Origin of the sequence: Nocardia lasii, from assembly GCF_042658545.1 — a bacterium.
Lineage (GTDB): Bacteria > Actinomycetota > Actinomycetes > Mycobacteriales > Mycobacteriaceae > Nocardia > Nocardia lasii.
In genome coordinates, this window is sequence record NZ_JBHSQN010000001.1 from 1 (window position 1) to 19,907 (window position 19,907).

Below are 19,907 nucleotides of genomic sequence, written 5' to 3' on the forward strand. Positions count from 1 at the left end.
CTCGTGTCTCGAACCGCTGGGCGGCTGAGTCGGTGTCCGTGTCGCTCTGACTTGAATAAAGTTACGTGGCGACAAACAGGAAGTCAAATCGCCTGGTCAGGGGCCTAATTCGGCGTACCTACCCGCTCGACCTGTCCGCCGAGGGCCTGCATCTGCTCCACGAACCGGGGGTACCCGCGGTCGATGTGGTAGACGTCGTGCACTTCGGTGACCCCGTCGGCGACCAGGCCGGCCAGCACCAGACCGGCGCCGGCGCGGATGTCGGAGGACCACACCGGCGCGCTCGACAGCCGAGGGATACCGCGCACCACCGCGTGATGACCGTCGGTACGGGCGTCGGAGCCCAGGCGGATCATCTCCTCCACGAAACGGAACCGCGCCTCGAAGACGTTCTCGGTGATCATCGAGGTGCCGTCGGCGATCGCGGCCAGGCCGATGGCCATCGGTTGCAGGTCGGTCGGGAACCCGGGGAAGGGCAGCGTCGCGAAGTTCACCGCGCGCGGACGCTCCGCCTGCACGACACGGAAACCGTTGGGCTCGTAGGAGATTCGCGCACCGGCCGAGCGCAGCTTGTCCAGGACCAGCGCCAGGTGCTTGGGGTTCACGCCGGTGACGCGCACATCGCCGGTGGTCATCGCCGCGGCGATACCCCAGGTCGCGGCGACGATGCGGTCGCCGATCACCCGGTGAGTGGTGGGCACCAGGCTCTTGACGCCCTGCACGGTCAGCACCGAGGAACCCGCGCCGTCGATGCGCGCGCCCATCTGGACGAGCATCGTGCACAGATCGACGATGTCGGGCTCGCGCGCGGCGTTGTCGATGACCGTCTCCCCCTCGGCCAGCACCGCGGCCATCAGGATGTTCTCGGTCGCGCCCACCGACGGGAAGTCGAGGCGGATCCGCGCACCCTGCAGCTGTTCGGCCGACGCGACGACGCACCCGTGCTCGATCGCGCTGGTCGCGCCGAGCAGGCGAAGGCCCGCCTGGTGCATATCCAGCGGACGCGAACCGATCGCGTCGCCGCCGGGTAGCGCCACGACCGCGCGCTTACAGCGCGCCATCAGCGGACCGAGCACACAGACCGAGGCCCGGAACTGGGTCACCGCGGGGAAGTCGGCGTGGTACTTGGGTTCGGCGGGGGTATCGATGGTCACCACCGAGTTGTCGCCGCCGACGTCGTCGGAGATCGTCACATCGCAGCCGAGGCCGCGCAGGACATCGGCCATCAGCGGGACATCGAGGATGTCCGGGCAGTTGGTGATGGTGGTGGTGCCTTCGGCCAGCAACGCCGCGGCCATCAGCTTCAGCACGCTGTTCTTCGCGCCGCCGACCGCGACCTCGCCGACGAGCTGATTACCGCCGGAGACCAGAAACCGTTCGCTCACGTCGCCAGCTTATCGACCGTCGGCCCACGACACGCCCCCCTGTCACGAAACAACAAGAAACCGACCGATTCTCCGCGTCGGCGCGTCGGGTCAGCGCGGCAGTCCCCCACCGGGCTGCCAGAGCACATCGCCGTCGGGATTGGTCGCCCGGCTGAGGATGAACAGCAGGTCCGACAGGCGATTGAGGTATTTCGCCGGCAGCGCGCTGGTGTCGTCGGGGTGGGCGTCCACCGCGGCCCAGGCGGACCGTTCGGCGCGGCGCACCACCGTGCGCGCGGTGTGCAACAGCGCGGCCAACGGCGTGCCGCCGGGCAGGATGAACGAATTCAGCGGGGCCAGACCGTCGTTGAACTCGTCGCACCAGGTCTCGAGCCGGTCGATATAGGGCTCGGTGATGCGCAGCGGCGGGTACTTCGGATCCTCGACCACCGGGGTGGACAGGTCGGCGCCCGCGTCGAACAGGTCGTTCTGGATCTGGCGAAGGACCGCGAGCACCGCCGGTTCGGGCGCGCCGAGCGCGACCGCGACACCGAGCGCGGCATTGGCCTCATCGCAATCGGCGTAGGCGATCAGCCGCGGATCGTTCTTGCCCACCCGCGAGAAATCGCTCAAACCGGTCGTGCCGTCGTCCCCGGTCCGGGTATAGATCCTGGTCAGATGCACGCTCACGCCGGGCCCCCACGAGTTCGGCGGGCGCGATCGGAGGGTCGCGACTCCACCCAGGACAGAAAAGCCGCCATCGATCCGCGGTCGAGCGCTAGCTCGAAACTGCTGTGCGGATCGGTGACGGCTACCACCACGATGTCATCGGTCATGATGTCGAATTCGTCGCCCTGCGGTGCGCGGCGCTCGACGATCTCGAGTCCCTGCCGATGCACCGTGGAATCCGGGCCGAATTTCAGGCTGGTCAGTTTGAAGAAGACGAGGCGATCCTCGTCGTAGCGGATGAGGCCGTGGCGCCAGCCTTGACCCCCGCGCGCGGGCAGGGTGCGTAGGAGCGCGGCCGTGCCCCCTCGGCGCAGCATCACCAGGCGATAGGTGGAAGCACCGGCGACGAACACGAGCGTCAGCACCAGAATGATCAGGAGAACCATCCCGGTCTGCAATGCCGTACGCCCTTTCGCTCTAGCCGGTGTCGAAGACACCCCCGCCCCGCCATTCAATCACGCCCGCGCGAGTGGGTTGTCTCCGGACCGCCTTTCCCACTCTCGGGCCCGCTAAACCACAGATGCCGACGAGGAACCGAAGTTCCTCGCCGGCATCGGCGTAGTACTACTTGCGATCAGTCGGTCACGGTCGCCTCGACGGCGCGCACCTGGCCCTGCGCGGCGCGCAGCTGCTCTTCGGACGCGTTCGTGTCGGACAGCACCTTGCGCGCCGCGTCGACGTCGACCTCGCCCGCGAGATCCGCGGACTCGGCCAGCACCCGCACGGTGTCGGCGGTGACCGAGAAGAAGCCGCCGTGCACCGCCGCGACGATCCGCTCGCCCTCGGTCGGCACGATGGTGACCGTGCCGCCCTCGACGAGCTGACCGAGCAGCGGCTCGTGGCCCGCCATGATGCCGATCTGACCTTCGGTGGTCTGCGCGCTGACGAACGAAGCCTGGCCGGACCAGATCTTGCGTTCGACCGCTACGAGATCAACTGTCATCTCCGCCATTGTGGACTACTTCCCGAGGATCTTCTTCGCGGCTGCCTCGACGTCGTCGAGACCACCGCAGGAGTTGAACGCCTGCTCCGGGTAGTGATCGAACTCGCCCTTGCAGACACGGTCGAAGTCGTCGATGGTCTGCTCCAGCGGCACGACCGAGCCGACCTGGCCGGTGAACTTCTCCGCGACGATGAAGTTCTGACCGAGGAACTTCTCCAGGCGACGGGCGCGACCGACGAGGACCTTGTCCTCTTCGGAGAGCTCGTCCATGCCGAGGATGGCGATGATGTCCTGCAGTTCCTTGTACTTCTGCAGGATCCGCTTGACCTCGTTGGCGACCCGGAAGTGGCGCTCGCCGACGATCGACGCCTCGAGGATACGAGAGGTCGAGGTCAGCGGGTCGACGGCCGGGTAGATGCCCTTCTGCGAGATCGGGCGCGAAAGCTCGGTCGTCGCGTCCAGGTGGGCGAAGGTGGTCGCCGGCGCCGGGTCGGTGTAGTCGTCGGCGGGGACGTAGATCGCCTGCAGCGAGGTGATCGAGCGACCCTTGGTCGAGGTGATGCGCTCCTGGAGCTGACCCATCTCGTCCGCCAGCGTCGGCTGGTAACCCACGGCCGAAGGCATACGACCCAGCAGGGTCGAGACCTCGGAACCGGCCTGGGTGAAACGGAAGATGTTGTCGATGAAGAGCAGCACGTCCTGGTGCTGGACATCGCGGAAGTACTCCGCCATGGTCAGCGCCGACAGGGCCACGCGCATACGCGTGCCCGGCGGCTCGTCCATCTGGCCGAAGACGAGGGCGGTGTCCGGGAGGACGCCCATCTCTTCCATTTCCAGACGGAGGTCGGTGCCCTCACGAGTACGCTCACCGACGCCCGCGAACACCGAGGTGCCCGAGAACTCGCGAGCGATACGGGTGATCATCTCCTGGATCAGCACGGTCTTGCCGACACCGGCACCACCGAACAGACCGATCTTGCCGCCCTTGACGTACGGGGTCAGCAGGTCGATGACCTTGATGCCGGTCTCGAGGATCTCGGTCTTGCCCTCGAGCTGGTCGAAGCTCGGCGGCTGGCGGTGGATGCCCCACTGCTCGCCGTCGCGGCCGAGGCCGGGGGTGTCGAGGCAGTCACCGAGGGCGTTGAACACGTGGCCCTTGACGACGTCACCGACGGGAACCGAGATCGGCTTGCCGGTGTCGGTGACAGTCGCGCCACGGACCAGGCCGTCGGTCGGCTGCATCGAGATGGTGCGCACGATGTTGTCGCCGAGGTGCTGAGCGACCTCGAGGGTGAGCGTCTTGGCTACCGACGGGAGCTCGATGTCGGAGTGCAGAGCGTTGAACAGCTCGGGGATGGCGCCACGCGGGAACTCGACGTCCACGACGGGGCCGATGACACGGACGACGCGACCAGCGGTTTCGCCCGCCTTCTTCGCGTTGTCCTGAGTGACAGCTGCGGTCATTAGATTGGTTCTCTTCCTGCGCTTCTTAGTCGCGGTCCGAGCTCGACGCCAGCGCGTTGACGCCGCCGACGATTTCGCTGATTTCCTGCGTGATCTGGGCCTGACGCACCGAGTTCGCCTCGCGCTGGAGCACATTGGCCAGCTCGTTGGCGTTGTCGGTCGCCGCCTTCATTGCGGTGCGCCGAGCCGCGGACTCGGATGCCGCTGCCTCGAGCAACGCTGCGTAGATACGCGTGTTGACGTACTTGGGCAGCAGAGCTCCCAGCAGCACGTCGGCGTCCGGCTCGAACTCGTACTGCGCCGTGACGGAAACACCCGCCGCGTCCGACATCATGTCGTCACCGAGTTGGAAGTTCTCGTCGACGAAGCTGACCTGGATCGGCGCCAGTCGACGCACCTCCGGGGTCTGGGTCAGCATCGAGACGAACTTCGTGTACACGATGTGCAGCTCGTCGAAGCCCTCGACGGTGCCCGTGCCGTCGAGCGATTCCACCTGGCTGTCGGAGCCGGCCATGAAGGCCTCGACCAGGTGGCTGCTCGCGGCGGAGGCATCGGTGTACTTGGGCTGCTGGGAGAAGCCCGACCACGACGCCTGGAACGGACGGTTGCGGAACTTGTAGTAGGTGATGCCCTTGTTGCCCATCACGTACAGCACAGGTTCTTTACCGTCGCCGAGCAGCGAGGTCATGAGCTCCCCGGCGCGCTTGAGCACGTTCGAGTTGTAGCCACCGCACATACCGCTGTCACTGGTGATCACCAGGATGGCGGCCCGACGAGCGTTGGGACGCTCGGTCAGCAGCGGGTGCGACAGGTTCTTCGAAGCGCTCGCCAGTTCGCCGAGGACCTTGGTGATCTCCTCGGCGTACGGCTTGGCAGCCGCGACCCTGGCCTGGGCCTTGGAAATTCGCGAGGTCGCGATCAGTTCCTGAGCCTTGGTGATCTTCTTGATCGAATTCACACCACGAATGCGGGAGCGCAATTCACGCAAACTTGCCATAACGGTTCACACTCCCCTCATTCGTCAGATCGGAAAATGCCGACATCTCTGTGACCCGGCTTACTTGTTGACGTGCTTGCGGGTGACCGACAGCGACTCGACCTCTTCGTGGTCCAGTTCGCCCGCGGCGGCCTCGTTCACGACCCGGCTACCGTCCGAAGCGAGGAAGCCCTGCTTGAACTTGTCGGTCTCGGACTTGATCGCGTCGGCGGCTTCGCCGGCCAGCGGGGTCTTGCCACCGTTGAGCGCGTCGAAGGAGCTCTGGGTGGCACCGTGCAGGTACTCCAGCAGCTCGGCGGTGAAGCGACGCACGTCGGCGACGGGCACCGAGTCGTAGTAGCCACCGTCGACCAGGTAGATCGAGACGACCTGATCCTCGACCGAGACCGGGGAGTACTGGTCCTGCTTGAGCAGCTCGACCCAGCGGGCGCCACGCTCGAGCTGCGCCAGCGACGCGGCATCGAGGTCGGAGGCGAAGGCGGAGAACGCCTCCAGCTCGCGGTACTGCGCCATTTCCAGACGCAGCGAACCGGCGACCTTCTTCATGGCCTTGGTCTGCGCGGCGCCACCGACGCGGGAGACCGAGGTACCCACGTTGATCGCGGGGCGGACGCCCTTGTTGAACAGGTCGGACTCGAGGAAGACCTGGCCGTCGGTGATGGAGATGACGTTGGTCGGGATGAACGCCGAGACGTCGTTGGCCTTGGTCTCGATGATCGGCAGACCGGTCATCGAGCCGCCGCCCATTTCGTCGGACAGCTTCGCGCAACGCTCCAGCAGACGGGAGTGCAGGTAGAAGACGTCACCGGGGTACGCCTCGCGGCCCGGCGGACGACGCAGCAGCAGCGAGATGGCGCGGTACGCCTCGGCCTGCTTGGTCAGGTCGTCGAACACGATGAGGACGTGCTTGCCCTGGTACATCCAGTGCTGGCCGATGGCCGAACCGGTGTAGGGAGCCAGCCACTTGAAGCCGGCCGAGTCGGACGCGGGGGCCGCCACGATGGTGGTGTACTCCATCGCGCCGTGCTCCTCGAGCGCGGACTTGACGCCCGCGATGGTGGAGCCCTTCTGGCCGATCGCGACGTAGATGCAGCGAACCTGCTTGTCCGGGTCGCCGGTCTCCCAGTTCGCCTTCTGGTTCAGGATCGCGTCGATCGCGACGGCGGTCTTGCCCGTCTTGCGGTCGCCGATGATCAGCTGACGCTGGCCGCGGCCGATGGCGGTCAGCGCGTCGATCGCGGTGATACCGGTGGCCAGCGGCTCCTCGACCGGCTGACGCTCCAGCACGGACGCGGCCTGCAGCTCCAGCACGCGGCGCTCGTCGGACTCGATCTCGCCCAGGCCGTCGATCGGCTGGCCGAGCGGGTTGACGACGCGACCGAGGAACTTGTCACCCACGGGGACGGAGAGCACGTCGCCGGTGCGACGGACCTGCTGGCCCTCTTCCAGCGAGGCGTACTCGCCGAGGATGACGGCACCGATCTCGGTGTCCTCGAGGTTCAGCGCGACGCCGAGAACCCCGCCGGGGAACTCGAGCAGCTCGTTGGCCATCGCCGAAGGCAGACCGCTGATGTGCGCGATGCCGTCGCCGGTGTCGGTCACGAGGCCGACTTCTTCGATGGAGGTTTCCGGGGTGTAGCTCTGGGTGTAGCTCTCGATCGCGCTACGGATCTCGTCGGAGGAGATCGTCAGCTCCGCCATGTTGTTCCTGCTCTCGCTGTGGTCTCGAATGTCGGGGGTTGAAGAACGCTGCGGGTGGTGTCGCTCAGGACAGCGCCCGGCGCAGCTTCTCCAGTCGGCCGGTGGCGCTGCCGTCGATCACGTCGTCTCCGACGCGGACGACGACGCCGCTCAGCAGCGTCGGGTCGACCTGCACGTGCGCGGTGACCGCTTTGCCGTAGATCCGCTGCAGGGAAGCCGACAGCTTCTCCTTCTGCGAATCGCTCAGCGCGATCGCCGAACGCACGTGGGCGACGATCTGGTCACGACGGGCCGCCGCCAGATCGGACAGGGCGTCGAAGGCGACGCCGATGTTGTTGGTCCGCAGTCGGGTGACCGCCTGCTCGGCCAGCGCCAGGGTGACCGGCTCGGCCTTGCCGGTGAGCAGCCGCTCGATCAGTTCGCGCCGCGCCGAGGCGGGCTTTCCCTGATCGGACAGCGCCTGCTCGAGCTGCGGGTTGTCGGCCACGATGCGACCGAGCCGGAACAGCTCGTCCTCCACCGCGTCCTGTCGGCCGCCGACGGCAGCGGACTCCAGCAGAGCCTCCTGCCCGAGCAGCACCAGGGTGTCGACCAGATCGCGGGTGCGGGACCAGTTCTGGGCGACCGCGGTGGTCAGCACTGCCTGCGTGGCAGCGCTGACCTTGCCGCCGAAGATCCGCTCACTGAGTTCAGCGCGCGCCGAACCCGGCACCGAGGAGTCCGCGAGCGCCACACGCAGCGAACGCTGGTCGTCCAGCACGGCGACAACGGCGAACAGTTCCGACCCCGTTGTGGCCGCAACAGTTTCGCTTCCGGTCAGGGCGACCCGAAGCGCCTCGCGAGACCGGGTACTGGCCTCACGGCTCGCTGCGTACATGCTTCTCACTTTCGCGTCGCTACCTTCCGACCCCGATGGAGTTGGTGTCGTCGAGTTCGCTGAGGAACTTGTCGATCGACGCCGCCTGCTTGGCTTCGTCCGAAACCGACTGACCGATGATCTTCTCGGCCAGGTCGACGGCCGTACGGCCGACCTCGGCACGCAGCTCCGTCAGGATCTGCTGGCGCTGGGCTTCCAGCTGGGAGTGACCGGCGGCGACGATACGGTCGCTTTCGGCCTGGGCATCCGTGCGCATCTGCGCGAGGATCTGCTGACCCTGGGTGCGCGCATCCTCGCGGATACGTGCGGCCTCGAGCCGGGCGTCGGCCAGCTGCTGCTGGTACTGCTGCAGCGTGTGCTGGGCCTCGGCCTGGGCTGCTTCGGCCCTGGCGATACCGCCTTCGATCTTGTCCGTGCGATCTTCGAGGGTCTGGGTGACACGCGGGATCACGTACTTCCAGAAGAGCAGACCGACGACGATGACGCAGACGATCGACCAGACGATGTCGTACGTTGCGGGGAGGAGAGGATTCACATCCTCTCCGCCCTCAGCTGCGAGCGTGATGATTTCGCGCATCGGAATCAGAAGATGAAGCCGGCGACGAGGCCGATCAGCGCCAGGGCCTCGGTGAACGCGATACCGAGGAACATGGTGGTGCGGATCTGGCCGGACAGCTCGGGCTGACGCGCGATGCCCTCGATGGCCTTACCGACGACGATACCCACGCCGATGCCGGGGCCGATCGCGGCGAGACCGTAGCCGAGTGCGCCGAAGCCCTTGAAGGTGCTCTCGGTGTTCGCGGCTTCCTGGGCCAGGTAAGCGAGGCTCATGAGTCTTCTTTCCCTTTCTATTGCTCACCCGCCGGTCGGCGTGTGTAGCAGGTTTCCGGTAGTTGGTTCAGTCAGGTCAGTGGTCGGCAGCGTGCTCGGACTGGCCGATGTAGACGGCAGCCAGCAGCGCGAAAACGTACGCCTGCAGGAAGATGACCAGCAGTTCGAACAGCGTGAAGCCGATACCGGCCAGCAACGAGAACGGCGAGAACACCTTCATCCACGCGGTGGCGTCGAACAGGAAGAACCACGTCGCGCTGAAGAACAGCACCAGCATGATGTGGCCGGCCAGCATGTTGGCCATGAGACGCACGGTCAGCGTGAAGGGGCGCAGGATGAAGGTCGAGATGAACTCGATGGGGATCAGCAGCACGTGCAGCGCGACCGGCACGTCGGGGACGACGATGCTGTGGCGGATGTAGGAGAAGAACCCGTACTTCCTGATGCCGACGTAGTTGTAGGCGATATACACGATCGCGGCCAGCACCAGCGGCATGCCGATGCGCGCATTCGACGAGATGTTCAACCCGGGAATCACACCGGAGAAGTTCAGGAACAGAACCGTGAAGAAGATCGTCGCGATCAGCGGGAGGAACTTCTTGCCGGTTTCCTTACCGAGTACCTCGTCGGCGATCTGCTCCTTGACGAAAACCACACCGGCTTCCATCACGTTCTGCAGACCGCGCGGCACGATCTTCGGCGAGCGGAATGCCAGCACGAAGACGGCCACCAAAACGGCGGTCATCAATAGGCGGACCAGCATCAGGCGATCGAGTTCGAACGGCGTCCCCGCGAACAGCACTGCTGGAGGGTAGAAGTCGGACAGCGATGGCGCGTGAAACTCGCCCGCCGCCAAAGTGATGACGCTCAGCGTTCTCTCCCGTGTTCGGGCCGCGGGTACGACGGTCATTCCCGCGGTTCGATCGGACATTGACGATCAATGGGGTCGACTCTGGTCGGCTCGAAATTCGACAGTTGCTTCTACGGTGTAACCCGCAGTCGCTTCTGTTCGGGCGTCGGCGACATCGTCGACATGCTTCAACCGGGCACATTCCACCCGGATCGGCAGTAAGCATAGCCGCACCGGGCAGGATCATGGTGATCCCCCCTGACAACCCGAGGCAACGCCCCGAGTCGTCCCGGGCAGCGCCTCCAGCTTGGGTGCTTGCTTACCAACACTTTACCAAGCTATCTACGACGTTGTGTAGCTGGGTGGGATTATTCCTGCTCGGAAGCCGATTCGCCGTCTCCCGCGCGTGTCGTGACGTACGGAACCTTCTGGCTCACAACGCCGTACGTTTCGGCGCCGAGGACGATCAGCAGGGCTCCTACCACGGTGAAGAACAGCGTCGGCCTGCTGTAGAAGTCGAACTGGTTGAGCACGAGGATGACCAGCAGGGCCACCAGCATCTTGCCGACCCAGCTGACCAGCATGACCGCACCGGCCATCGTGGGCGGCAGCTTGGCGCCGAACAGCACCGCGACGACGGTGGTGAGAATGAACCCGCCACCGATCGCGGCACCGAGCAGCGCGCCCCACAGGCCGGGGGTACCGGCGACCGCGGTGGCGATCGCGACGGCCACCACGACGAGCACGCCGAGGCCGATCAGGCCGTAGCGCAGCGCGGCGCGCAGGGGTGCGTCGGGGCTTGGCACGGTTTCGGGTGTAAAGCTCACGGCCCGAACTTTACCTTGCGCCCCGAACTCAGTGCTGCGTCGAGTCCGTCCTGCGCACCGAGGGGATCGCGGTCACTACCAGCGCGAACACCAATCCGCCCGCGACCAGCAGGACGACGATCCGCCGATCCATCAACGAGGTGCCGACCGCGCCGAAGGCGAGCACGCCGACCCATAAATAGATCAGCAGGACCACGCGACGGTGGGAATGTCCGATCTGGAGCAATCGGTGGTGCAGATGCATTTTGTCGGGTGTGGAAAAACTCACGCCTGCGCGAACTCGGCGCACGATCGCGAGCAACAGATCCAGCACCGGAATGAACATCACCGCGCCCACCAGCAACAGCGGAGACAACAAACCGACAATGTCGCGCGGGCCGTAGCCCTGGAGCGGAATTCGGCCCGAGGCACCGGTGGAAACCGCCGCCAAGATCAAACCGATCATCATCGATCCGGTATCGCCCATGAATATTCGGGCGGGCGAGAAATTGTGCGGCAGGAATCCGAGGCAGGCGCCTGCCAGCGCGGCGGCCAGCAGGGCGGGCGGGTAGGTGTCCACCGAGCCGCCCTGGTCGTAGAGCAAACCGATGGAGAACACGAAAACCGCGCCCGCGCAGATCAATCCGAGACCGGCCGCCAACCCGTCGAGACCGTCGACGAAGTTCATCGCGTTCACCAGGGTGACGGTGATCGCGACGGTGACCAGCCCGCCCTGCAGCGCGTCGAGCACGACGGTGGTGTCGTTGAACGGGTTGTAGATGACGTACCAGCTCAGGCCCATCACGGCCATCACGCCCGCCGCGGTGATCTGGCCGACGAATTTGGTGAGCGCGTCCAGGCCCCACCGGTCGTCGACGACGCCGACCGCGACGATGATCGTGGCGGCCACCAGGACCGCGGGGATATCGGGCGCGTAGTCGAAACCTCGTCGCAGCGCGGGCAATTGGTGCGCGAACAGCACCGCGGCGACCACGCCGATGTACATGCCGAGCCCGCCCATCCGCGGCACCGGCTTGACGTGCACATCGCGCTCGCGCGGCACCGCCACCGCGCCGAAGGCGATGGCCATGACCCGGACGCCACCGGTGGCCAGGAAGGTCACCGTGGCGGAGACCAGCAGCACGAGCAGTAGCTCGCGCAGGGGAACGACTGAGCTCATCAGCGGCGTGCGATCACCGCTGCGCGGAACTGAGCAGCGCGTCGGGCGCCATGCCGAGGACCTCGCCGATTTCGGCCACCGACACCGCACCTTCCCGCAGCACGCGCGGTTGGTCCGCGGTGAGATCGACGATCGTGGAGGCGACGGCGTGTTCGGCCGGTCCGCCGTCGAGATACACACTCGCCAGCGCGCCGAGCTGTTCGCGCGCGTCCTGCGCGGTGGTGGCGGGCGGCTGACCCGAGACGTTCGCGCTCGACACCGCGAGCGGGCCGACCTCGCGCAACAGTTCCAGTGCCACCGGGTGCAGCGGCATCCGCAGCATCACCGTGCCCCTGGTGTCGCCGAGATCCCACGCCAGCGAGGGCGCGGCCTGGACGACCAGGCTCAGCGCGCCGGGCCAGAACGCGCGGATCAGTTCGCGTGCCTGCGGGCGCACCGAGAACACCAGGCCGTCGATCGTGTGCCACGAGCCGACCAGCACCGGCACCGGCATGTCGCGACCGCGGCGCTTGGCGGCCAGCAGATCGGCCACCGCCGAGGAATCGAACGCGTCCGCGGCGAGTCCGTAGAGCGTGTCGGTCGGCATGACGACCAACCGTCCTGACTTCAGCGCGCTGGTGGCGGCGGTGATTCCCGCTGCCCGCGAATCGGCCTCCGCACAGTCGTAGACGGTACTCACAGGCCTGTTCCGCCTCTCCGTGATTCTTGCCGGTCTTGGGTGCGGCAAGAGTCTAGCTTGCCCGTCTCGCCGCGACATTCGGCCAGGTTCCCGCGCGGAGGGAGTTGCGTTGGCGGCCAGGCCGAGGTAGTGGGCGGGCCGGTTGTTCCTGCCGGTCAGAGTTTGCCAAGCCTTTGCGGCGCCGGGTGCCGGATCAGGGATTGTCGGAGCGGCGGGCGACGACGAACCGGGGTTTGTCGGCGAGGTCGATGTGTTCGACGACATCGTCGAAACCGGACGCGGCGAGTAGCGCCGCCACTCCCCCGCCGTTGGTGTCGTCGTGTTCGATCGCGGTGGCGCCGGTGGGGCGGAGCAGGCGCGCGATGGTGGGTGTCATCGCGCGGATGACGTCGAGGCCGTCGGGTCCGCCGAACAGCGCGCGGTGCGGGTCGTGGTCGGCGACCTCGGGGTCGAGGACGGCGGCGTCGGGGATGTAGGGCGGGTTGCTGACGACGAGGTCGACGCGGCCGCTCAGCGAGGTGAGCAGGGTCGGGTCGGTGACATCGTCGGCGTAGAGGGTGATGGGGGTGTCACCGTCGGCGATGCGGGTGTCGGCATTGCGGCGGGCCCACGCGAGCGCGGCCGGATCGAGTTCGACGGCGTGCACGTCGGCGTCGGGTCGCGCGTGCGCGATGGCCAGCGCCAGGGCGCCCGACCCCGTGCACAGGTCGACCACGATCGGGGTGTGGTCGTGCGCAAGCGTCTCGAGGTAGCCCAGCGCCCACGCGAACAGCAGCTCGGTCTCCGGGCGCGGGACGAAGACCCCCGGCCCGACGGCGAGGTCGATCTCGCCCATCGCCGCCGTTCCGGTCAAGTGCTGCAACGGAATTCGCGCCGCCCGCTGGTCGACCAACGCCCGGTACCGCGCGGCGAGCTCCGGTTCGACCATCGGAACGAGCGCCAACCGCATCCGCTCGGTACCGAGCACGTGGGCGGCCAGGTTCTCCGCGTCGGGCATCGGCGAACCGACCCCGGCCTCGGCCAACCGCCCGGCGGCTTCGACGATCAACGGGCGCAACCGAATACGTTCGGTCACCGAACCCTCCTCGGGGTGGTTCGCGGCCTCGGCCCAGCCATGGCGGCCCGGCCGCTCATGCGGCACGCTCGTCAGCGAATCCACGGCAAGCGGTCGCCGTGACGCGCACGGCGACCGCCCGTCGACACTGCCTGCCGCCGCTCATCGGTGGTTACTCGGCCGCCATGCGGGCTTCGCGGTCGGCCTTACCGAGCGCGTCGAGCAGCGGGTCGAGGTCACCGTCGAGCACGGCGTCGAGGTTGTGGGACTTGAAGCCGATGCGGTGGTCGGCGATGCGGTTCTCGGGGAAGTTGTAGGTGCGGATCCGTTCGGACCGGTCGACGGTGCGGATCTGGCTCGCGCGCCCGGCGGCGGCCTCCTGATCGGCCTGCTCCTCGGCCAGCGCCTGCAGTCGCGCCGCCAGCACCTGCATCGCGCGCGCCTTGTTCTGCAGCTGCGAACGCTCGTTCTGGCAGGTCACCACGATGCCAGAGGGCAGGTGGGTGATGCGGACGGCGGAGTCGGTGGTGTTGACGCCCTGGCCGCCCTTGCCGGAGGACCGGTAGACGTCGATGCGCAGGTCGGTCTCCTCGATCTGGACCTGCTCGACCTCGTCGGGCTCGGGATAGATCAGCACGCCCGCCGCCGAGGTGTGGATGCGGCCCTGCGACTCGGTCACCGGCACGCGCTGCACCCGGTGCACCCCGCCCTCGAACTTGAATCGCGACCACACGCCGTCGCGCGCGGCGTCGCGGCTCTTGATCGACAGCGTCGCGTCCTTGTATCCGCCCAGGTCGGAATAGGTGACGTCGAGCGTCTCCACCTTCCACCCGTGCCGTTCGGCATACCGGATGTACATGCGCGCCAGATCCGCCGCGAACAGCGCCGATTCCTCGCCGCCTTCGCCGGACTTCACCTCGAGCACCACATCGTCGCCGTCGTGCGGGTCGCGCGGGGCGAGCAGATCGGCCAGCGCCTGCTCCAACTCCACCAGCTGCGTCTCGAGCCCTGGCACCTCGGCGGCGAACGAGGCGTCGTCGGCGGCGAGCTCGCGCGCGGCCTCGAGATCGTCACGCACGGCCTCGAGCTTGCGGTAGGTGCTCATCACCGGCGCCAACTCGGCGAACCGCTTGCCCACCCGCCGCGCCGCACCCGCGTCGTTGTGCAGCGCCGGATCGGCGAGCTGCGCCTCGAGGCCCGAGTACTCGGCGAGGACATCATCGATAGCGGAAGGGGCCGTCGAATCGGCCATGAGCTGGACTCCTACTGGGAAGGTTCACACCGGATGTCTTGCAGGGCCGCAGGCCCGTTCTCGGCCGAGAACCCGCGGCGCCCGCGCCGCCAACTAGCACGACGCCCGGTCTGCGGATGCAGTCCGGGCGTCGATGAAGGTAACTAGGAGGCGTCTTCGGCCTTCTTGGCACCCGCGCGCTTGCCGTAGCGAGCCTCGAAGCGAGCCACGCGGCCGCCGGTGTCGAGGATCTTCTGCTTGCCCGTGTAGAACGGGTGGCACTGCGAGCAGACCTCGACGGAGATCTGGCCGGACTCCTTGGTGGAGCGAGTCTGGAAGGTGTTGCCGCAACCACACACAACGGTGGTGTCGACATACGTGGGGTGGATTCCTGCCTTCATGGGCGTCCTCTCGATAATGGTCGCCGGGTCGTAGCCCCATGGAGTGGAGTACGTGAACCGGAACCGACTAGGCGGGATGTCTGCGAACTCGCAAGACACACAGTGGTCCAGTATGCCAGAGCAGCCTGCACGCCTACAGAACACCCCCCACCTGAGCTTTGTTCCCGGTGAGACGGCGGCTGGCGCCGCGGTTCTCGGCGCTTAACTCTGCCTCTTCCCTCGCTCCGGGTACTCCTTCGTCGCACCCTCCACTCAGTCCAGAGGCAGAGGCGCGCCGAGAACACCCAGGGGGGCTGGACCCAGGTATTTGAACTGGGTTTGTCGTGGCTGCTGGTGCTGGGGACAAGCGAAGGGCCCCGCCGAAGCGAGGCCCTTGCTGGTGTTCTAGATGTTGCCGTCGATCACTCGTCGAGTGCGCCCGGCGCGGTCTTGGAGACCGTCATCAGGAACTCGAGGTTGTTCTTCGACTTGCGCAGGCGGTCCATCAGCAGGTCGATGGCCTGGTGCGAGTCGAGACCGGTGAGGACGCGACGCAGCTTGTGCAGAACCGCGGCCTCGTCGGGCGAGAGCAGCAGCTCGTCCTTGCGGGTGCCGGACGGGTTCACGTCCACCGCGGGGAACACGCGTCGCTCGGCGATCTTGCGGTCGAGCTTGAGCTCGGCGTTGCCGGTGCCCTTGAACTCCTCGAAGATCACCGTGTCGCCGGTGGAGCCGGTCTCGACCATCGCCGTGGCGATGATGGTGAGCGAGCCACCGTTCTCGATGTTGCGGGCCGCGCCGAGGAACCGCTTGGGCGGGTACAGCGCGGTCGAGTCGACACCACCGGAGAGGATGCGGCCCGAGGCGGGCGAGGAGTTGTTGTACGCGCGGCCCAATCGGGTGATCGAGTCGAGCAGCACCACAACGTCTTTGCCCATTTCCACCAGTCGCTTGGCGCGCTCGATGGCGAGCTCGGCGACGGAGGTGTGGTCGCCCGGCGGCCGGTCGAAGGTGGAGGCGATGACCTCGCCCTTCACCGAACGCTGCATGTCGGTGACCTCTTCGGGACGTTCGTCGACCAGCACGACCATGAGGTAGCACTCGGGGTTGTTGGTCGCGATCGCGTTGGCGATGTCCTGCATGATCGTGGTCTTACCCGCCTTGGGCGGTGACACGATCAGCGCACGCTGGCCCTTACCGATCGGCATGATCAGGTCGATCACGCGCGTGGTGAGCTTGTTCTGCACCGTTTCCAGGCGCAGACGCTCGTTCGGGTAGAGCGGGGTCAGCTTCTGGAAGTCGGGCCGACGACGCGCCGCGTCGGGCTCGCCACCGTTGACGGTGTCCAGGCGAACCAGCGGGTCGAACTTCTGGCGCTGGTTGTTCTGCTCGCCGTCGCGCGGGGCACGCACCGCGCCGGTGATCGCGTCACCGCGGCGCAGGCCGTTCTTGCGGACCAGGTTCATCGACACGTACACGTCGTTGGGGCCTGCCAGGTAGCCGGAGGTCCGCACGAACGCGTAGTTGTCGAGCACGTCGAGAATGCCGGCGACCGGCTGCAGGACGTCGTCCTCGCGAATGTCGAAGTCGCGGGCCTCGTTCTGGCCGCCACCGGTGGGGGCGCCGTCGCGATCGCGACCACGGCGACGCTCGCGGAATCGACGACCCCGGCGACCGCGGCCGCCTTCCTCGTCGTCACCGCCGCGGTCGTCGCGGGGTCCGCGATTTCCGCCGCCGGAACCGTTGGCGCCCTGATTCTGGTTGCGCTCGTTCTGATTGCGGTCGCCACGGTCGTTGCCGTTGCGCTCGTTACCGTTACGGTCGTTGCGCTCGCGTCGACGCTCGCCCTGGTCGCCGCCCTCGGCCTTGTCGGCCTGCTTGGTCTCCTCGGCGCGGTGGTCGCCACCGGCGTTGCGGTTCTCGGTCGCGGCGTTGTCGCCACCACCGGAACGCGCCTGGTCACGACCACGACGCTGCCGTCCACGACCACGCTGACCACCGTCACGACCGGACTCCTCGCCTGCTTCGGCGGGGGCTTCGGTCTTGACCTGCTCGGTCTTGACCTGCTCGGTCTTGGCCGGCTCAGCCTTGGTCTCGGCCTTGGCGGGCTCGGCCACCGGGGCCACAGCCTCGGTCTTGACCTCGGCGACGACCGGCTTCTCGGCGGGCGCGGCCTTGTCGGCCTTCGCGGACTTCGGCGCGTCGGTCTGCGCGGGGGCCGTCACGGCAGCGGCCTCGGCGCGCTTGTCGCTCTTGGCGGGCGCACCTGCTTGGTTTTCCTTGATAGCGGCGATGAGATCGCCCTTACGCATTCCGGAGGTGCCTCGGATACCGAGCTCCCCCGCCAATGCGCGCAACTGCGGCAACAGCATTCCAGTCAGCCCCGATCGTGCGACGTCGGTGTGTTCGCTCATTTTCGAATTCTGTCCGGATTCACTTTCGCGGCTGCCCGAGTTCGTAGGGTTGGAATCCACCCCGGGTGTCGCGAGCAGGTCCGTTTCTGTCACGGAAGTCCTTTCCTTCCCTCGAATGCCGTGTGCTGATTCGAGGGTTCCGTTCCGCAGACCCGGCACCATATGCCGAGCTCGGATTACGCGTCCATGATCGACGCCTGTGCCGTACTACCCGCCGCGGAAGGACCGGAGGCTTCGCCACCAGAAGACAGTGGTGAGGGGAGCGATTGCCCTGATGAAGCACCGGCGTCTGATGCGCACGATGTACGGACTTGCACAGAATAGCTGCCTGGTGTGAACAACGGCAAGGCAGGCACGCCGTCAGTCGATCGACACCCCATCGGCGATCCCGGGTTCGACCACGCGCAATCCATCGGATTCGGCCTGTTTGCGCAGGTCATCCGGGAATTCTTCGGTGGTCAACGCCAGAATGGTCGGGCCTGCGCCCGAGACCGTCGCCGCGATGCCCGCCGCGCGCAACAACTCGATCCACTTGGTGGTGAGCGGTAGCGCGGGCGCGCGCTGGGTCTGGTGCAGGCGGTCGGCGGTGGCCGACATCAGCAGATCGGGGCGTTCGGTCAGCGCGACCACGGCCAGTGCCGCCCGGCTGACGTTGAACGCCGCGTCGCCGTGGGGCACCTGTTCGGGCAGCAGGCCGCGGGTGTGCGCGGTGGAGGAGCGTTCCTGCGGAATCAACACCACCGGGCGCAGCGCGGGCGACGGGTTCAGCCGGACCGCCCGGTAGCCGCGGTTCTGCGCGGCGTCGGTCTCGGTCCACGACACCACGATCGCGCCGAGCACACTGGCCGCGGCGTTGTCGGGATGTCCTTCGAATTCCGAGGCGAGCTGCACCAGCTGATCGCCGTCCAACCGCAGCGACGGATCGAACTTGGCGGCCAGGCCCGCGCCCGCCGCGAGTCCGCCGACCACGGCCGAGGCGCTCGAGCCCAGGCCGCGCGAGTGCGGAATCACGTTGCGGCACACCACGTCGAGACCGTCGGCCCACACGCCGAGCGATTCCAGGCCGCGCTCGATCGCGCGGACCACCAGATGCGTTGGCCCCCACGGCACGTCGTCGGCGCCCTCACCCTCGACCCGGATCTCGAGCCCGGATTCGGTGGTGCGCACCACGATCTCGTCGTAGATACCCAATGCCATTCCCAGACAGTCGAATCCGGGTCCGAGATTGGCGGTGGAGGCGGGGACGCGCACGGTCACTTCGAGACCGGCGGGCAGGGTCGCTGTCATCAGCGTCGGTTCGGGTGCGGTCAACTCAGGCCAGCTCGAGTTCGCGGGCGATGGCGACCGGATCCACGGCGATCGGCTTGACCGCGGGCATGCCCGCCAGCGCGTTGTCGGGGTCCTTGAGGCCGTTGCCGGTCACGGTGCACACCACGGTCAGGCCCGAGTCCAGCCAGCCTTCGGCCCGCGCGGCCAGCAGCCCGGCCACGCTCGCGGCCGAGGCGGGCTCGACGAAGACGCCCTCCTTGGCGGCGACGAGGCGGTAGGCGGCCAGGATCTCCTCGTCGGTGGCCGCGCGGAAGGCGCCACCGGACTGCTCCTTGGCCTCCATCGCACCGTTCCACGACGCCGGGGCGCCGATCCTGATCGCGGTCGCGATGGTCTCGGGGTCCTTGACCGGAGCGCCGTTGACCAGCGGCGCGGCACCGGCGGCCTGCACACCGAGCATGCGCGGCAGCACCTTGGTGATGCCGTCGGCGTAGTACTCGCGGTATCCACGCCAGTAGGCGGTGATGTTGCCCGCGTTGCCGACCGGCAGCACGTGCACATCGGGGGCCTTGCCGAGCACGTCGCAGATCTCGAAGGAGGCGGTCTTCTGCCCCTCGATGCGCGCCGGGTTCACCGAGTTCACCAGGCCGACCTGCGGGAATTCCGCGGTCACCTTGCGCGCGAGCTCGAGACAGTCGTCGAAGTTGCCCTCGACCTGGATGATCTTGGCGCCGAGCATCACGGCCTGGGCCAGCTTGCCCATGGCGATCTTGCCCTGCGGGATCAGCACCGCGCACTCCATGCCCGCGCGGGTGGCGTACGCCGCGGCCGAGGCCGAGGTGTTGCCGGTCGACGCGCACAGCACGGCCTTCTGGCCTCGGTACTTGGCGTCGGTCATCGCCATGGTCATGCCACGGTCCTTGAACGAACCGGTGGGGTTGGCGCCCTCGACCTTGAGGTACACCTCGCACCCGGTCAGCGCGGACAGGTGCGGCGCGGGGACCAGCGGAGTTCCACCCTCGAACAGGGTCACCGGCTCCCAGTCGGCCGCACCGACCAGGCGGTCCCGGTAGGCGGCGATCAGGCCGGGCCAGCGCGAGTGCACTCCCAACTGCGGGGCGATTCCGGTCGAACTCAT

At 67.3% G+C, this 19,907-nt stretch carries 20 protein-coding genes; all 20 read right to left on the reverse strand.

Translation table 11 applies throughout. From position 1 onward, the window contains the following. Window positions 1-104 precede the first annotated feature (104 nt). The 20 genes from murA to thrC all read right to left on the reverse strand — a co-directional run bounded on the left by murA (window position 105) and on the right by thrC (window position 19,907). Window positions 105-1,385, reverse strand: coding sequence for a UDP-N-acetylglucosamine 1-carboxyvinyltransferase (gene murA / locus ACFP3H_RS00005; protein WP_378597827.1), 1,281 nt, complete (start codon window positions 1,383-1,385; stop codon window positions 105-107). A 90-nt stretch (window positions 1,386-1,475) separates the two neighbouring features. Beyond that, the gene (locus tag ACFP3H_RS00010; protein WP_378597829.1) at window positions 1,476-2,054 is read right to left on the reverse strand and encodes a cob(I)yrinic acid a,c-diamide adenosyltransferase; all 579 of its coding nucleotides are present in this window, start codon (window positions 2,052-2,054) and stop codon (window positions 1,476-1,478) included. Continuing rightward, complete coding sequence (locus ACFP3H_RS00015) at window positions 2,051-2,479, reverse strand: DUF2550 domain-containing protein (protein WP_378597831.1); 429 nt, start codon at window positions 2,477-2,479, stop codon at window positions 2,051-2,053. Before ACFP3H_RS00015 ends, ACFP3H_RS00010 begins: the two co-directional genes overlap by 4 nt. 188 nt (window positions 2,480-2,667) lie before the next feature. Then, window positions 2,668-3,045, reverse strand: coding sequence for a F0F1 ATP synthase subunit epsilon (locus tag ACFP3H_RS00020; RefSeq protein ID WP_378597833.1), 378 nt, complete (start codon window positions 3,043-3,045; stop codon window positions 2,668-2,670). A gap of 6 nt (window positions 3,046-3,051) precedes the next feature. Next, window positions 3,052-4,500 carry a F0F1 ATP synthase subunit beta gene (gene atpD, locus ACFP3H_RS00025; RefSeq protein ID WP_378597835.1) on the reverse strand — a complete coding sequence of 483 codons (1,449 nt, stop codon included), beginning with the start codon at window positions 4,498-4,500 and terminating at the stop codon, window positions 3,052-3,054. A gap of 25 nt (window positions 4,501-4,525) precedes the next feature. Further along, entirely contained in the window at window positions 4,526-5,497 is a 972-nt protein-coding gene (locus ACFP3H_RS00030; RefSeq protein WP_378597837.1) for a F0F1 ATP synthase subunit gamma, read from the reverse strand. A 60-nt stretch (window positions 5,498-5,557) separates the two neighbouring features. Then, a complete protein-coding gene (gene atpA, locus ACFP3H_RS00035; protein WP_378597839.1) occupies window positions 5,558-7,198 on the reverse strand; it encodes a F0F1 ATP synthase subunit alpha in 1,641 nt (546 codons plus the stop codon). 64 nt (window positions 7,199-7,262) lie between these two features. Further along, window positions 7,263-8,075: a F0F1 ATP synthase subunit delta gene (locus tag ACFP3H_RS00040; protein WP_378597841.1), complete on the reverse strand. Its 813-nt coding sequence runs from the start codon at window positions 8,073-8,075 to the stop codon at window positions 7,263-7,265. 19 nt (window positions 8,076-8,094) lie between these two features. Beyond that, window positions 8,095-8,652: a F0F1 ATP synthase subunit B gene (locus tag ACFP3H_RS00045; RefSeq protein WP_378597843.1), complete on the reverse strand. Its 558-nt coding sequence runs from the start codon at window positions 8,650-8,652 to the stop codon at window positions 8,095-8,097. Between the two features lie 5 nt (window positions 8,653-8,657). Further along, on the reverse strand, window positions 8,658-8,906 hold the full coding sequence (locus tag ACFP3H_RS00050) for an ATP synthase F0 subunit C (RefSeq protein ID WP_357146760.1): 249 nt from the start codon (window positions 8,904-8,906) through the stop codon (window positions 8,658-8,660). Window positions 8,907-8,982: 76 nt separating this feature from the next. Beyond that, complete coding sequence (atpB, locus tag ACFP3H_RS00055; RefSeq protein WP_378597846.1) at window positions 8,983-9,837, reverse strand: F0F1 ATP synthase subunit A; 855 nt, start codon at window positions 9,835-9,837, stop codon at window positions 8,983-8,985. A gap of 287 nt (window positions 9,838-10,124) precedes the next feature. Beyond that, window positions 10,125-10,583: a hypothetical protein gene (locus ACFP3H_RS00060; protein ID WP_378597848.1), complete on the reverse strand. Its 459-nt coding sequence runs from the start codon at window positions 10,581-10,583 to the stop codon at window positions 10,125-10,127. A gap of 28 nt (window positions 10,584-10,611) precedes the next feature. After that, a complete protein-coding gene (locus ACFP3H_RS00065) occupies window positions 10,612-11,742 on the reverse strand; it encodes an MraY family glycosyltransferase (RefSeq protein ID WP_378597850.1) in 1,131 nt (376 codons plus the stop codon). A 13-nt stretch (window positions 11,743-11,755) separates the two neighbouring features. Then, window positions 11,756-12,421: an L-threonylcarbamoyladenylate synthase gene (locus ACFP3H_RS00070; RefSeq protein ID WP_378597852.1), complete on the reverse strand. Its 666-nt coding sequence runs from the start codon at window positions 12,419-12,421 to the stop codon at window positions 11,756-11,758. Window positions 12,422-12,614: 193 nt separating this feature from the next. Beyond that, window positions 12,615-13,496, reverse strand: a complete 882-nt coding sequence (gene prmC / locus ACFP3H_RS00075; RefSeq protein ID WP_378597854.1) for a peptide chain release factor N(5)-glutamine methyltransferase — start codon at window positions 13,494-13,496, stop codon at window positions 12,615-12,617. A 151-nt stretch (window positions 13,497-13,647) separates the two neighbouring features. Further along, complete coding sequence (prfA, locus tag ACFP3H_RS00080; RefSeq protein WP_378597856.1) at window positions 13,648-14,727, reverse strand: peptide chain release factor 1; 1,080 nt, start codon at window positions 14,725-14,727, stop codon at window positions 13,648-13,650. Between the two features lie 143 nt (window positions 14,728-14,870). After that, window positions 14,871-15,107, reverse strand: a complete 237-nt coding sequence (gene rpmE / locus ACFP3H_RS00085) for a 50S ribosomal protein L31 (protein ID WP_301905193.1) — start codon at window positions 15,105-15,107, stop codon at window positions 14,871-14,873. A gap of 401 nt (window positions 15,108-15,508) precedes the next feature. Then, the gene (rho, locus tag ACFP3H_RS00090) at window positions 15,509-17,593 is read right to left on the reverse strand and encodes a transcription termination factor Rho (protein WP_378597859.1); all 2,085 of its coding nucleotides are present in this window, start codon (window positions 17,591-17,593) and stop codon (window positions 15,509-15,511) included. A 267-nt stretch (window positions 17,594-17,860) separates the two neighbouring features. Next, a complete protein-coding gene (gene thrB, locus ACFP3H_RS00095) occupies window positions 17,861-18,787 on the reverse strand; it encodes a homoserine kinase (protein ID WP_378599546.1) in 927 nt (308 codons plus the stop codon). 25 nt (window positions 18,788-18,812) lie between these two features. Then, window positions 18,813-19,907 carry a threonine synthase gene (thrC, locus tag ACFP3H_RS00100; protein ID WP_378597861.1) on the reverse strand — a complete coding sequence of 365 codons (1,095 nt, stop codon included), beginning with the start codon at window positions 19,905-19,907 and terminating at the stop codon, window positions 18,813-18,815.

Bases quoted from the DNA above. Each gene is read 5' to 3' on its own strand.
- ACFP3H_RS00015 (WP_378597831.1), bottom strand. From the start codon at position 2,479: ATGGTTCTCCTGATCATTCTGGTGCTGACGCTCGTGTTCGTCGCCGGT.
- ACFP3H_RS00020 (WP_378597833.1), bottom strand. From the start codon at position 3,045: ATGGCGGAGATGACAGTTGATCTCGTAGCGGTCGAACGCAAGATCTGG.
- atpD (WP_378597835.1), bottom strand. From the start codon at position 4,500: ATGACCGCAGCTGTCACTCAGGACAACGCGAAGAAGGCGGGCGAAACC.
- ACFP3H_RS00030 (WP_378597837.1), bottom strand. From the start codon at position 5,497: ATGGCAAGTTTGCGTGAATTGCGCTCCCGCATTCGTGGTGTGAATTCG.
- atpA (WP_378597839.1), bottom strand. From the start codon at position 7,198: ATGGCGGAGCTGACGATCTCCTCCGACGAGATCCGTAGCGCGATCGAG.
- ACFP3H_RS00040 (WP_378597841.1), bottom strand. From the start codon at position 8,075: ATGTACGCAGCGAGCCGTGAGGCCAGTACCCGGTCTCGCGAGGCGCTT.
- ACFP3H_RS00045 (WP_378597843.1), bottom strand. From the start codon at position 8,652: ATGCGCGAAATCATCACGCTCGCAGCTGAGGGCGGAGAGGATGTGAAT.
- ACFP3H_RS00050 (WP_357146760.1), bottom strand. From the start codon at position 8,906: ATGAGCCTCGCTTACCTGGCCCAGGAAGCCGCGAACACCGAGAGCACC.
- atpB (WP_378597846.1), bottom strand. From the start codon at position 9,837: ATGTCCGATCGAACCGCGGGAATGACCGTCGTACCCGCGGCCCGAACA.
- ACFP3H_RS00065 (WP_378597850.1), bottom strand. From the start codon at position 11,742: ATGAGCTCAGTCGTTCCCCTGCGCGAGCTACTGCTCGTGCTGCTGGTC.
- prfA (WP_378597856.1), bottom strand. From the start codon at position 14,727: ATGGCCGATTCGACGGCCCCTTCCGCTATCGATGATGTCCTCGCCGAG.
- rpmE (WP_301905193.1), bottom strand. From the start codon at position 15,107: ATGAAGGCAGGAATCCACCCCACGTATGTCGACACCACCGTTGTGTGT.
- thrB (WP_378599546.1), bottom strand. From the start codon at position 18,787: ATGACAGCGACCCTGCCCGCCGGTCTCGAAGTGACCGTGCGCGTCCCC.
- thrC (WP_378597861.1), bottom strand. From the start codon at position 19,907: ATGAGTTCGACCGGAATCGCCCCGCAGTTGGGAGTGCACTCGCGCTGG.